This window comes from Slackia exigua ATCC 700122 (genome assembly GCF_000162875.1).
Taxonomy (GTDB): Bacteria; Actinomycetota; Coriobacteriia; order Coriobacteriales; family Eggerthellaceae; genus Slackia; species Slackia exigua.
Genome location: NZ_GG700630.1, coordinates 400,947 through 414,229, shown reverse-complemented (window position 1 = coordinate 414,229; position 13,283 = coordinate 400,947). Strand labels below are relative to the sequence as shown.

The 13,283-nt window shown below is 60.4% G+C and carries 12 protein-coding genes; 10 read left to right on the top strand and 2 right to left on the bottom strand.

All coding sequences use genetic code 11. The features are described 5' to 3' along the window. The first annotated feature begins 3 nt into the window (after positions 1–3). From HMPREF0762_RS01830 to HMPREF0762_RS01800, 7 genes are read left to right on the top strand one after another with little or no spacing between them, the layout of a single operon-like run. Positions 4–1,056: an adenine nucleotide alpha hydrolase family protein gene (locus HMPREF0762_RS01830; protein ID WP_211204453.1), complete on the top strand. Its 1,053-nt coding sequence runs from the start codon at positions 4–6 to the stop codon at positions 1,054–1,056. Further along, complete coding sequence (locus HMPREF0762_RS01825; RefSeq protein WP_006361663.1) at positions 1,049–1,288, top strand: acyl carrier protein; 240 nt, start codon at positions 1,049–1,051, stop codon at positions 1,286–1,288. The genes HMPREF0762_RS01830 and HMPREF0762_RS01825 overlap by 8 nt, the downstream gene beginning before the upstream one ends. Continuing rightward, positions 1,288–3,099, top strand: a complete 1,812-nt coding sequence (locus HMPREF0762_RS01820) for an ABC transporter ATP-binding protein (protein WP_006361662.1) — start codon at positions 1,288–1,290, stop codon at positions 3,097–3,099. The genes HMPREF0762_RS01825 and HMPREF0762_RS01820 overlap by 1 nt, the downstream gene beginning before the upstream one ends. Further along, positions 3,096–4,835, top strand: a complete 1,740-nt coding sequence (locus HMPREF0762_RS01815; RefSeq protein ID WP_006361661.1) for an ABC transporter ATP-binding protein — start codon at positions 3,096–3,098, stop codon at positions 4,833–4,835. The genes HMPREF0762_RS01820 and HMPREF0762_RS01815 overlap by 4 nt, the downstream gene beginning before the upstream one ends. A 24-nt stretch (positions 4,836–4,859) precedes the next feature. Then, positions 4,860–5,468 carry an MptD family putative ECF transporter S component gene (locus tag HMPREF0762_RS01810; RefSeq protein ID WP_006361660.1) on the top strand — a complete coding sequence of 203 codons (609 nt, stop codon included), beginning with the start codon at positions 4,860–4,862 and terminating at the stop codon, positions 5,466–5,468. Then, a complete protein-coding gene (locus HMPREF0762_RS01805) occupies positions 5,465–6,145 on the top strand; it encodes an energy-coupling factor transporter transmembrane component T (protein ID WP_006361659.1) in 681 nt (226 codons plus the stop codon). Before HMPREF0762_RS01810 ends, HMPREF0762_RS01805 begins: the two co-directional genes overlap by 4 nt. After that, a complete protein-coding gene (locus tag HMPREF0762_RS01800; RefSeq protein ID WP_006361658.1) occupies positions 6,142–7,635 on the top strand; it encodes an ABC transporter ATP-binding protein in 1,494 nt (497 codons plus the stop codon). The genes HMPREF0762_RS01805 and HMPREF0762_RS01800 overlap by 4 nt, the downstream gene beginning before the upstream one ends. A gap of 22 nt (positions 7,636–7,657) precedes the next feature. On the opposite strand, the gene HMPREF0762_RS01795 is transcribed toward HMPREF0762_RS01800, so the two are convergent. Beyond that, complete coding sequence (locus tag HMPREF0762_RS01795) at positions 7,658–8,035, bottom strand: hypothetical protein (RefSeq protein WP_147286819.1); 378 nt, start codon at positions 8,033–8,035, stop codon at positions 7,658–7,660. A 409-nt stretch (positions 8,036–8,444) separates the two neighbouring features. Between HMPREF0762_RS01795 and HMPREF0762_RS01790 the strand changes: the two genes are divergently transcribed. Both HMPREF0762_RS01790 and HMPREF0762_RS01785 read left to right on the top strand, forming a co-directional pair. After that, positions 8,445–9,176, top strand: a complete 732-nt coding sequence (locus HMPREF0762_RS01790) for an IS1/IS1595 family N-terminal zinc-binding domain-containing protein (RefSeq protein ID WP_006361655.1) — start codon at positions 8,445–8,447, stop codon at positions 9,174–9,176. 303 nt (positions 9,177–9,479) lie between these two features. Then, positions 9,480–10,766 (top strand): IS256 family transposase, encoded by a 1,287-nt coding sequence (locus HMPREF0762_RS01785; protein ID WP_115314188.1) that lies wholly within the window; start codon positions 9,480–9,482, stop codon positions 10,764–10,766. A 423-nt stretch (positions 10,767–11,189) separates the two neighbouring features. Here HMPREF0762_RS01785 and HMPREF0762_RS01780 read toward each other — a convergent pair whose 3' ends face one another. Then, positions 11,190–12,473: a hypothetical protein gene (locus HMPREF0762_RS01780; RefSeq protein ID WP_006361653.1), complete on the bottom strand. Its 1,284-nt coding sequence runs from the start codon at positions 12,471–12,473 to the stop codon at positions 11,190–11,192. Positions 12,474–12,661: 188 nt separating this feature from the next. Here HMPREF0762_RS01780 and HMPREF0762_RS01775 point away from each other — a divergent pair, with 188 nt between their 5' ends. Next, positions 12,662–13,231: a TetR/AcrR family transcriptional regulator gene (locus HMPREF0762_RS01775; RefSeq protein ID WP_006361652.1), complete on the top strand. Its 570-nt coding sequence runs from the start codon at positions 12,662–12,664 to the stop codon at positions 13,229–13,231. Positions 13,232–13,283 lie beyond the last annotated feature (52 nt).

The following is a 13,283-nucleotide window of genomic DNA, read 5'->3' as shown; positions in this document are numbered from 1 at the left end:
ACCGTGATCGCAAGCGCCGAAACGATAGCGCGCGCAACCAGGCACCATTGCAGTTGCTGCATCATGCCCGAGACGCCCGGCCATGTCGTGCTCGACGACGAGGGCGTGTGCAATATCTGCAAGCGTCGCCGCGAGCTGGTGTCGCAGCGCACCGACTTCGCAAGTTTCGACGAGGAGCAGCGCCTGAACCTTTTGAAGAAGAAGGTGAACCGATTCAGAACCGAGGGGCCCTACGACTGCGTGTGCAGCGTTTCAGGGGGCAAGGACAGTATCATGACGCTCTACCTTGCCAAAAACGTGCTCGGGCTACGGCCGCTTGCCGTAATGATCGACAGCGGGTTCGCGCTTCCCGAGATGCCCGAGAACCTGGCCCATGCGACCGACGTGCTCGGCGTCGACAGCATGATTTTCAAGACCTCGGACATCCAGGACCTGTTCAGATTGTTCTTGAAGTCCAAGAAGCGCGTGTACTACTGCCGTTTGTGTCACGCGATTCTCGACTGGAATATTCACGAGATAGCCCAGCGTTTCGGCGTGAAGCTGATTCTCGGCGGTTACACGAAAGGACAGCAGTACATCAAGAGCAACGAGCTGTTCTGGATTTACGAGGTCTCGGACCGGAACGTCGTCGAGGTCCTTGCCGACTATCCGCAGTACCGCGAGTTGTCCGACCTCGTGAAGAACCAGACGGCTTTCTTTCATCGTCGCTACCCCGAAATCGCGCAGATCTCCCCGTTCAAGTACGTGAGGTGGGACGAGGACGAGATCGTGGATCTGCTGACGCGCGAGCTAGGATTCAAGCGCTCTGCTCGCAGTTGGCCAGTCAACTCGTCGAACTGCCTGTTCAACCATGTTGCCCAGTACCTGGTCGAGAAGGATTTCGGCTACGCGCAACACGAGGTGGAGCTTTCCGAGCTCGTGCGCGACGGGGAAATGACCCGACAGCGGGCTCTGCAGATCTGCAGCAGCCCCATTCTGCAGGACGCCATCGGCGAGTCGCTCGAAAAGCTCGGGTTGACCATACAAGACCTAGAAGGAGAACGAAACGATGCTTGATGAGATTATTGGCCTGTTGCGCGAGAATGTGGACGAACTCGAAGACGTGACCCTTGATGCGGACACCTCGCTTATCGCTTCTGGCTACATGGATTCCTACGAGGTAGTGACCTTGCTTATGAAACTCGAGCAGGCCTTCTCAATCTCGATCGATCTGGACGATCTGAGCCTTGAGGACTTCGAGACCCCTGGCAGGATCGTTTCGATGGTCGAGGGAAAGCGGGGCAACTGATGCGCGAGAAAAGCAAGGGCGACGGCGGGAACGCAGGGCTTTCCCGTCTGCTCGAAATCGCGATGATGAAGAAGGGGCCGATGGTGGTGGCCATCGTGTTCTCGGTCGCCTCGGCTGCGGCCTCGTTCGTCCCTTACGCGGCCATCTACCTGGTCATCAGGGAGGTGCTTTCCGTATACCCGGATGTTTCGGCGCTCGATGCGCAGGCGGTGCTGCTCTACGCCGCTCTGGCGCTTGCGGGGGTGTTCGCGAACATCGTGCTGTACATGGTGTCGGTCGCGCTGTCGCACATTGCTGCGTACGGCACGTTGTACCAGCTCAAGGTCAACTTCCTCGAGCACTTGGCGACGCTGCCCCTCGGGTTCTTCTTCTGCACCGGCACGGGGCGTCTGCGCGAGGTCATGGACGACCAGATCGAGAGCCTGGAAGGGTTCATCGCCCATGATCTGGCCAACATGGTGTCGGCCTGCGTGGCCCCGCTGCTCATGATCGCGGTGGTCCTCGCCTTCGATTGGCGCTTCGGCCTGGTGTCGCTGCTCGGCATCGTCATCGCGTTCGTGCTGTACGGAGCGACGTCGGCCGGCGCCCAGAAGAAGCAGATGATAGAGGAGTACCGCTCTGCCCTCGAGGACATGGGGAACGCGTCGACCGAGTATGTGCGCGGCATCGGCGTCATCAAGGCGTTCCAGCAGACGGCGGAATCGTTCGGGCGCCTGAAAGGATCCATTAACCGCTACACGAGCGCGGTCATCCCGTATTCGTTGAGCCAGGAGAACATGACGGCTTCGTTGACCACGGCGTTCTCGTCGATTTATCTGCTGTTGATTCCGGCGGGCATCCTCATCGGGGCCCATGCGGAGGACTACCGGGTTTTCGCGGCCTCGTTCATCTTCTATTTGATATTCGTTCCCGTTATCGGAAGCGTGCTCATGCGCTTGATCTACGCCATGGCGAACGCGCAGCAGTTCGTAAGCGCTGCGGAGCGCATGGACGCCATTCTCGCCGAGAAATCCCTTCCCGAAGGCGTGCAGAATGCTCCGCAAAGTTTCGATGTGACGTTCGACCATGTGAGTTTCTCTTACGAAGGCCCCGAGGGTTCCCGTGCGCTTTCGGACATCACGTTCACGGCTCCCGAGAAGCAGGTGACTGCCATCGTCGGCGCTTCCGGCGGCGGCAAGAGCACTATCGCGAGCCTCATTCCCCGTTTCTACGATGTGGACGAGGGTTCGGTGCGCATCGGCGGCGTCGATGTGCGCGACCTGAAAGGCGACGACCTCATGAAGACGGTCGGGTTCGTGTTCCAGGACACGTTCCTGTTCGGGCAGAGCATTCTCGAGAACATCCGCATGGGGCGCAAGGATGCGACGCGCGAGGAGGTGGTTGCTGCCGCGAAGGCCGCCCAGTGCGACGAGTTCGTCCGGGCTTTGCCGCAGGGCTACGACACGGTGTACGGTTCGGGCGGCGCGAAGCTTTCCGGCGGACAGGTCCAGCGGCTCGCCATAGCCCGCGCCCTTGCCAAGAACTCGCCCGTCCTCGTGCTCGACGAGGCGACCGCGTTCGCCGATGCGGAGAACGAGCACCTAATCCAGGCTGCGCTCGGCGAGCTTATGAAGGACAAGACGGTCATCATGATCGCCCATCGCCTCTCGACCGTTCGCAATGCGGACAACATTCTGGTCATGGATAAGGGCTCGATTGTGGAACAGGGAACGTTCGACCAGCTCATGGATTCGAAGGGACGCTTCTACGATCTATGGAATCACTATAGCGCCTCGATGACCTGGAAGCTGAAAGGAGGGGAGGGAGCATGATCATGAAGAAGCTTCAGGACCTGTTCCAAATATCCGACGCTGCGACGGCCGATCTCGGACGGGGCATTCTCGCCTGCACGCTCACGAACGTGGTGACGCTTCTGTCCGTGCTCGTGGTCGTGCTCGTATTCCAGGAGATTCTCGCGCCCCTCGACGGCGGAGAGGTTTCCTGGGAGCGTCTGTGGATGCTCTTCGGAGCGGGGCTGGTCATCATGGTCCTTTCCTATTTCTGCTCGCGCAACGACTACCGGAAAACCTACGTCAGCTGCTATACGGCGGCCGAGGACAGCCGCCTGCGCATCGCCGAGACCGTCCGCCACTTCCCGATGAGCGTGTTCAACGAGAAGAGCCTCGCCGAGTTGACGGGGAGCCTCATGGGCGATTGTGCCAACATAGAGCATGCGTTGAGCCATATCGTTCCGCCGCTCGTCGCCGACTGCATCTCCATGGCGATCGTGTGCGTCGGCATCGCGTTCTTCGATTGGAGGATGGCGCTCGCCATATTCTGCACGTTGCCGTTGGCACTGCTCATCGTGATCGTAAGCCGCAGGGCGCAGCAGCGGGCGAGTGCGCGGCAGGTGGCGGCGAAAGCGGCCGCTTCCGAGAAGACGCAGGAGTACCTTGAGGGCATCAGGGTCATCAAGGAATGCCGCCTCGGGGGCGAAAAGGCGTCCGAGCTTAAGAGCGCGCTCGCCGAGCTGCGCGATGCTTCGGTGAAGATGGAGCTGAAGACCGGCGTGGTCATATCGGTCGCTCAGTTCGTGCTGCAGGCGGGCATCGGCATCACGGTGTTCGTAGGCGCGCGCCTGTTCATCGGCGGCGATATGGAACTGCTCCCGTTCTTGCTGTCGTGCGCGGTCGTGTGCCGGGTGTACGGCCCCATCCTCTCCATTCTCACGCTGCTGCCCATGCTGTTCCATACCATCGCCTCGACGAAGCGCATCAGGGAGCTGTTCGCCATCCCGCGCATGGAAGGCGAGGCGATCGAAATCGAGCGCTTCGACATCCGTTTCGACAACGCGTCGTTCTCCTATGGAAACGACGAGGTCCTCAGCGGGATCGACCTCGAGATTCCCGAGCGGAAGGTGACGGCGATCGTCGGCCCTTCCGGAAGCGGAAAGAGCACGCTTCTGCGCCTGATCGCCCGGTTCTGGGACGTCGATGCAGGCGCGGTGCGCATCGGCGGCATCGACGTGCGCTCGGTCGATTCCGAGCACCTTATGAACTACCTGTCCTTCGTGTTCCAAGACGTCGTCCTTTTCGACGACACCGTGATGAACAACATTCGCATCGGGAACTCCCAAGCGACGGACGAGCAGGTCATGGTCGCTGCTCGCGCGGCGTGCTGCGACGGGTTCGTGCGCGCGCTGCCCGACGGTTACGACACGCTGCTCGGTGAGAACGGCAGCACGCTTTCCGGCGGCGAGCGGCAGCGCATATCCATCGCGCGCGCCATGCTCAAGGACTCCCCGGTCATCCTGCTCGATGAGGCCACGGCTGCGCTCGATCCCGCCAGCGAGTACGAAGTCCATCGGGCGCTGTCGCGGTTGGTCGCGGGAAGGACGGTGCTCGTTGTCGCGCACAAGCTGAGCACGGTAACCGATGCCGACCAGATTATCGTGCTCGATCGGGGGCGGGTGGACGACATTGGGACGCACGACGAGCTTATGGGCAGAAACGGCCTGTACGCACGGCTTTTCACCATTCAGGAGAAAAGCCGCGCGTGGGTCGCATGATGAATCGATTGTAAGGAGAAGAACATGTCCGATCAAATGGGGAAAACGAACGTTAAGAAATCGAAGCAGCTCGTTTCGGCAGGCGTGTTCATCGCGCTGTATTTCGTGGTGTTCGCGGTCATCGGGACCGTGTGCATGCCCGTGCCGCCGCTCTACCTTGCCATGACGAGCATCATCGCGCTCGTGGGGGCGCCGGTGTACCTCATGCTCGTGGCGAAGGCTCCCTTGCACGGGCCGATTTTCATCGCGGCTGTGCTGCCGAGTCTATTCTTGCTGCTCATGGGCAATATCTGGATCGTGGTCCCGTTCGGGGCCCTGTTCGGTATCATCGCCGAGGTCATCGCCGGGAGCGGCGGGTTCAAGAGCAAGGGGCGCAATGCGATAAGCTATTTGTTCTTCGCCCTGAACCTCATCGGCGGCTTTCTGCCGATCTGGGTCATGCGGGACTATTTCTTCGCCGACACGCTGAGCCGCGGCATGAGCCAGGAGTTCGTTGACGCGCTCGCTTCCATCACGCCGATCTGGGTTCTGCTCGTCATGATCGTTGCAACCGTGGCCTGCGGATTTGTCGGCGTGCTTATCAGCGAGAGAATGTTCAAGAAGCACTTCCAGAAAGCCGGCATCGTCTCGTGAGCCTGCCGATCGCCAGATTCGACCCGAGAACGAAGTTCGCGCTGCTGCTCGGTGTGAACTTCCTGCTCCTTGCGAGCCATTCCCTTGTGCTCGAGGTCATGCTGTTCTTGTACTGCGAGGTCGTAAGCCTCGTGTCGAGGCGGGCTAAGAACGCGGTGCGGTACCTGGTCGTCTTTCTGGTCATGCTTCTTGTCGACAGGTTGATGGCCCCGCAGCTTTCGGGGATGGCTTTCGCTCTCGTGTCGTTTTTGGCACTCACCTTGCGCAAGTTCATGCCCTGCTGGATTCTGGGGAAGTGGATTCTCGACACCACGGAGGTGAGCGAGTTCGTGGCCGCCATGCGCAAGCTGCGGCTCCCGCAGTCGGTGGTGATTCCGCTGTCCGTGACGTTTCGCTACTTCCCGACGATTCGCGAGGAGTGGGATTCTATTCGCGCGGCCATGAAAATGCGCGGTATCCGCGTCTCGCTCGAGCATATCATGGTCCCGCTCATATTCTCGGCGGTGAACGTCGCCGAAGAACTTTCCGCAGCGGCCCTGTGCCGTGGGCTCGATGCGCCGGGCGAGCATACCTCGTACGTGGAGGTGGCGTTCGGGCTTGCGGATTACCTGGCAATCGGCGTGCTCGCGTCGTACGGCGTCGCGGTCGCCGTCCTCAAAGGATGCGGGGTGCTATGATCAAGATCGAGAACGTCACGTATACCTACCCGGAGGCGGTCGCACCCGCCTTGAAGGAGGTGTCGCTGTCCGTGGCGGACGGCGAGTGCGTGCTGCTCTGCGGAAAGAGCGGGTGCGGTAAGTCGAGCGTAATCAGGCTGATCAACGGCATGATCCCTAATTTCTACGAAGGCGAGCTCACAGGATCGGTGCTCCACGACGGTCGGCTCGTGTCCGAGCTTCCCCTGTATGCGATAGCCGAGAAGACCGGCACGGTGTTCCAGAACCCGCGCACACAGTTCTACACCGTGAACACAACGAGCGAGATAGCGTTCGGGTGCGAGAACCTGGGCATGCCGCGCGAGAGAATCGTTGAACGGGTGCAAAGGACGGTCGAGGACCTGGAAATCGAGGACCTGATGGATCGGAGCATCTTCGAGCTTTCGGGCGGGGAGAAGCAGATCGTCGCCTTTGCCAGCGTGTACGCGATGAGGCCGAGCGTGTACGTGCTCGACGAGCCCTCCGCGAACCTCGACATGTCCGCTGTCGAGCGGTTGAGGCGCATCCTGGCTCTGCTCAAGCGCCAGGGGGCGACGATCGTGATTGCGGAGCACAGGCTGTTCTACCTGCGCGACCTGTTCGATAGGGCGGTTTGCATGGAGGACGGGCGGGTGCGCGCCGAGTACACGCAAAGCGAGCTCGCAGCGTTCGATGCCGCCGAGCGCGAACGCATGGGCTTGCGATTCCTCTCGCTTGCCGAGGCGCCCGTTCGTGCGTCCAACAGCGACGTCACTGCGGCGGTGCGTGCGGGTGCGGTGCCAGGCGAGCGCCTGGTGCTCTCGCGCCTTGAGGGGTTCCGCGGCAAGCAGCGGGTGCTCTGCGTGGAGAATGAAACGTTTGAGGCCGGGCGGATCCATGCCGTCGTAGGGCCTAACGGGGCCGGGAAATCGACGTTTGCAGCCGCGCTGTGCGCGACGCTTAAGAAGGCGTCTGCGGATTGTTCGCTTGACGGCGAGCGCCTGTCCGCCCGCAGGCGCCTGAAGCTGAGCTACCTGGTCATGCAGGAGGTAGGGCACCAGATCTTTTCCGATAGCGTCGAGACGGAGGTGACGCTCGGCTCGCGCGAAGCCGACGAGGCGGCACGGGCCCGAAAGCTGGAGCATGTGCTCGACGACCTCGATCTTTCAGGATTGGAGCAGCGCCACCCCATGACGCTTTCAGGCGGACAGAAGCAGCGGGTCATTATAGCCTCGGCCTGCTTCAGCGGCAAAAGGGTCCTGCTGTTCGACGAGCCGACGAGCGGTCTGGACTACGCCCATATGCTGCAAACGGCGCGGATTTTGCGGCGCCTGCGCGATGCAGGCGCCTTCATCTTCGTTATCACGCACGACTACGAGCTCATCGCCGAAGTTTGCGATGAGGTGGTGCACCTGAAGGACGGTGCGATACGGGAACGCTACGATATGGACGAGGCGGGCGTTGCCAAGCTCAAGCGCTTCTTCGGGATGTAAAGCTGCTCGCTGCCGACGAGGGCTACACGTTTGCGGCGCTGGCCGCTGCCGCGACGAAGCTGCTTTCGACGAAGCTCTGATCGACCATGCTCCATGTCCCGTTCGTCTTCGTGTACTCGATGTCGAAACTCTCGCTTCCCAGGGGGAAGTCGGGGCTCTCGATCGTTTTCTGCATGACCCCGAAGAGTAGCGTGAACAGCTTCTCTTCGGAAGCGTTCTCGATGTCTACATTCTCCAGTTCGGTATCAAGAGTCTCATCGAGCAGTTTCTCGGCTTCATCATCGAGTCGGGGTGTGGTGAACGTGACTTTTGCGACGGCCGTATCGCTTTTCACCTCGATGAAATCGATTTCGAGCTTGCACTTCTTCGAGAAGGCTTCAGCGTAGGCGTCGATATCCATGCCTATCTTCTCGAATTCGACCATCTGGGAATCGGTTCTGAAACTGGCGGCGAGCGCTTCCTTGGAAACGCTGGTTCCGACGATGCTCTCAATATCCGCCCTGATGAGGTCTTCGTCCGAGGGTGCAGCTACGACGGTCTCCTGCTTTTCGGAGGACTGGGAAGCACCTGTCCGCTTCCCGAGCACGCTGCCAGCCCGATTGCCGCAATCATGCAGGCGCAGATCGCAAGGATGACCGTAAAACGCGTTTTCTGAAGGTCTACGTTGTGGTGTTCCCTATAGCGGCACTCTTACGGCCGCCATATAATCGTTCCAGCCAAACAAAGTCGCCCAATCGGCCATCTCCTTCTTTGTTTGGCGACATCCTGGGAGATGGTCGTTCGGGCGATGCAGGATGTCAGGAGCGGATATGGTGGAAGCCCGCCTTGATCTCGCTGTGCTCGTCAACGGTCTCGATGAGCGGCAGTTCGCTGAGCTATGGGACGTAGCGCAATCGCGGAAGCGCTTCGAGAAGTACGGGGCCAGAACCATCGAGGGGCTGCTCGACAAGTGGGGGCATGCGCCTGTTTGCCCGGACTGCGGATCGGTCCGGCCGAGGCTCGACGGGAAGGCCCCCAACGGGGCCAGGAGGTACCGGTGCCGCGAATGCGGATGCAGGTTCAGCGCGCTGACCGGCACGATTTTCGCCGACGCGAAGCTGCCGTTGCACAAGATCATGCGAATAGCCGAGGTGATGTGCCACAGCGCCTCCCTCAGGCTCATGGAGCTCGTCGCGGAGGTGAGCCACGGAACGGCGTTCCTATGGCGCCACAAGGTGTTCTCGACGGTAGACTCCTGGCAGGAGAAGGTCGTGTTCTCCGGGCGAGTGTGGATCGACGCGATGTACTTCAACGACACCGACCTGCTCCACGATCTCGGGAGAAAGCCCAGGCGCGGGCTCTCAAAGGACCTGATTTGCGTGGTCGTCGCCATAGACGCATTCAAGAACGTGCTGGCGGTCGTCAGCGAGAACGGCAAGCCGTCCACCGGGAGGGTCAACGCCGCGCTGGAAACGCACATCAGGCCCGGCTCGACCATCGTTCATGATCGCCTCCCATCGTCGCATTTGCAGCAGCACACTTTTTTATTATACGGGCCTTGAAACTCCCGCATTCAGCCAGGGAAATTCTGTCAATGACAAAAGCGTCCCATCCGCGCGCGGAGCCCTGCCGCCGTGGGGCGCCCTGTCGACACGTGGCGCCCCACCTGCGCGCCATCGTCGCTTCTCTCTCTCGCAGCAAACGACAACGTTATGCGAGTGCTTCTCCGCCTGAGCACGGATCGCGTCCCAAAAGTTGGTGTAACGGCCGTTTCGCTAGCGGGATGATTTCGTGAAGGAAACGGCCATCGCCTAGAATCGTCAATTGTCGAGATTGATGGATTCACAAGAAAGGCGATGACCGCAATGGAAAGTTTAGAGCAGATGGGCGCCGTCGCGCCCGGGATTCCGAGATTCGACGACGGGATGGTCAACCTGCGGGAGCTAATAAGGTTGATGGCCGAGGCGCTCGTCAACGAGATCATGGACGCGCAGGCCGACGAAGCGTGCGCGGAGGGCAACCAGCGCAACGGCTACCGCGAGCGGACGCTCGTGACGAGCGTCGGGCCGATAACCCTGCGGATACCGAAGCTCCGCGTGGGCAGCTACTTCCCCGAGGACCTGCTCGTGCGCTACTTCCGCGTCGACCGGGCCGTGATCGCGGCCGTCTCCGAGATGGTCACGAACGGCGTGAGCACGCGCAAGGTCGAGAAGGCGGCGCACGCGATGGGCATCGGCCGCATGAGCGCCAGCCAGGTCTCGAGGATCTGCGAGTCGCTCGACGCCGTCGTGGAGGACCTGCAGACCCGCGTTTTCGGGGAGCTGCGGTTCCCGTACCTATGGCTCGACGCGACCTACCTCAAGTGCCGCGACGCCGGGCATGCGAGCCCGACCGCGCTCGTCACCGCGATCGCCTGCGGCGACGACGGCTACCGCCGCCTCGTCGGCCTGGACGCCATCGACACCGAGTCGTACCTAGGGTGGAGGGGCTTCCTGCAATCGCTTCGCTCCCGCGGCGTCGACGGTGTCGTGTGCGTCACGAGCGACGCCCACGAAGGGCTCAGGAAGGCGATAGAGGAGGTCTTCCCCGGCGCCGCCTGGCAGCGCTGCATCGTTCACTTGGAGAGAAACGCGACGTCATGCGCGAAGAGCCAGCGCCACAAGGCCGCCATAGGCTCCATACTGCACGCCGTCTTCGCCGAGAAGGACCCCGCGCTCGTGCGCGAGCTGTACCACCTGGCCTGCGAGAAGATCGCCGGTTTCAACGCGAAGGCCGCCGAGCTCCTGGAAGAGGCGGAGGCCGACGCGCTCGCGTACCTCGACTTCCCCCACGGGCACCACCGCCGCCTTCGCGCCAACAACGTGCAGGAGCGCGTGAACCGCGAGGTCAAGCGCCGCAGCCGCGTCGTCCAGGTCTTCCCGTCGAGGAAATCGCTCATCAGGATGCTCGGCGCCGTGCTCTCCGAGAAGGACGAGGACTGGTCGACGCGCAGGCGGTTCACGGCAACGTCCATATCTGAAGCGTACGAGGAACCGGAACGCAGGAAACCGGCGCCCAAGCCCACCTACAAGGGCACGGCGGCCGAGCATGCGGCCAGGATAATCGCGCTGGTCCTGTCGGGCAACGTTGACTCTATCGGGAAGGCGGCATAACATGGCACGACAGTAACCGGGCTCTCGGTTCTAGGTGATAGCTCGATTCGCTCGGGCGGGCTGAAGCCCGCGCCTCGCAAATCGAGTGGCTACACCAACATTCGGCACGCTACCGACTGCGAAAGCGTGGTCATGTTGCACGTGGCCGATTTCTCTTTTGAATTGGCTTCTGCAAGGGTTCCATAATTTCCCAGAGAACAAACGATCAGGTCCGCGAAGGTGAGAATCGGCAAGCTTGGCCCAATCTCATACATCCAAATCGTCGAAAACCGTGCGTTCCGCGTCGATTTACTACTGACGTTGGAAAGTGCAATTTGATGGCATGATTTGCGCTCGTTTCGCGATTCGAGGTTTCAAGCCAGGTTGCACGGCGTCTCTTCAGCTTTGTGGCATCAGCGCGGGTAGGCTGCATAGCGTCTTCCATCAAGCCGGAGAAACATCACCTGCTAGCCCATTCTTCTCTGCATCAACGAAGGGGTCGACCCCGTATCCCATCACCTTCCATGCGCCCGGTTCCCAATCAGCAGCCGGAGCGGTTCCCTCCAGCCGAGAGAGGCGGATCGCCGCGGTCCACGATCCGTTCGAAGTGCGGAGCCTTATCTTTGCGCTGGCGACCGCGGCGGCGGGCCTGATAATTTCCTCTATCTTGTACCCCTCGATCGGATGGGGAGAATAGAGTTCTCTCGCTTCACCGGCCTGCGCGCCTGGCGTCTTGTTCGCGAAATTGGGGAAGAACGACCCCAGCACCCCGTAGTTCTTCGCCTTCCAGGCCTCGAGGAATCCCGCGCAGTCTCTGACGAGCTCTTCGTCTGGGCCTGCGGGATGCTCGAGATCCACACGGTGCTTCTCCCAGTTCTCGAGCCTCCTGTCATTTTCGGCGTTGCGCTTCTGCATATCCGAGAGGCCCTTGAGCACTTGAACGATATTACGAGGGTCTTCGTCTTCAGCCTCTCGTTTCCTAACCTCGGCATCGACCCAGTCTCCGACGGCGAAGAGCATGCACCACGCTTTTGAGGCAACCACGTCGTTGTCATAGTCGGTGACCATCCCGTGCATGATTCCGTGACGGTAGACTTCGCAAACCGGTTCATCTATCCTCGCGTGGATTGATTTCGTGAAGGCCTTCTGGATGGACGGGAGCCCATCCCACACAGTCGCGACGCAGTCTCCCGCATTGAGCTCTTCTGACTCCCTCGCATGGAGGCCCTTCCTCCCTTCGGATCGGAAGGCGTCGTTTACGAATCCGTCCATCACGGTGACCGTCACGAGGACCGAGCTGTAGTAGCGCCCCCGGAGGTAGTCTTGTTCGGCCTTCTCCAGGAGCGGTATGCGCGGGCGCATGTCGGGAAAGCGGTTCAGCCTGGTGATCATTCGATGCAGAACCTCTTCCTCCTTGAGGTATTCGATGAGCTCTCGCTCGGCTTCCCCGGGAGTGGGCTTGCTGACGACCGCGCGCATCCTTTCGAGGTTCAGCGCGTCTGAGAAGGCCCAGTTTCTATCGCCCAACAGACGGTAGAAGCCATCGACGAGCGAGACGAGGCTGTCGAGCTCTTCTCGGACTTCCCGCGCACTCTTCCTCGCCTCGTCGTTCCTGAGCAGCCTTCCGAGCCATTCGAGTCCCGACGCGCTGCGTTTTAGTTCCTTGATGGAGGGGAGGTCGTTGACTGATTCGCGCTTGCCCGAGTTTTCGTGGTTTTCTCTTGTCATCAATACTTCATCTCGAATCTGTTTTGCTGGCTCACGACGCAAGTCAAAGTATGACGAATGCTTTTCGCCAAGCCAGATAATCGAACGGAAACGCCTCGGTTTCTGCCCTTCGCCGTTCTCTGGGCATCGTTTAGAATGATTCAATACCGAATTATAATTCAACAGCAAGAGGAATTGAGGGGTAGGGCATGCAGGTTCTCAAGGAAGAGGTGCGCGAGCGCATACTTGCCGCCGCCGTCCAGGTGTTCTATGAGAAGGACTTCCGCAGTGCGAAAATGCAGGACATCGCGAAGCTCGCCGACGTATCAGCCAGCCTGCTGTACTCGTACTTCGAGAACAAAGAGAAGCTATTCGAGGGTGTCGTTTCGTCCGCTCCCTTCGACTTCGACCGAATTGCACGTGAAGAAGAACTTATCATTGCAGATACGCCCTCTGAGAGGTACCAGACTGCCGCCGAGGGACCCCTGCTCAACATGCTGGCCCATCACAAGTTGCTGGTTATCCTAATTGACAAGAGCCAGGGTACCGCCTACGAGCATGCGAAGGACGATTTCGTCGAGAGCATCGAGCGGCATATCCGATACATGATGAACAAGCGTGCAGTTCTGCGCTACCCGGACTTGCTCGCCCACGTGCTCGCAAGCAACTTCGTAGAGAGCCTGATGGAGGTAGCCCGCCACTACAGCAGCGAGAATGAAGCTCGTGAGATGCTTGCGCTCATCGCCCAGTGCTATTACGAAGGGGTGAACTCCCTGTGACAGAACTTTCTGCCACCCTATTCGAGTACTCTGACATTCAATATTGAATTCT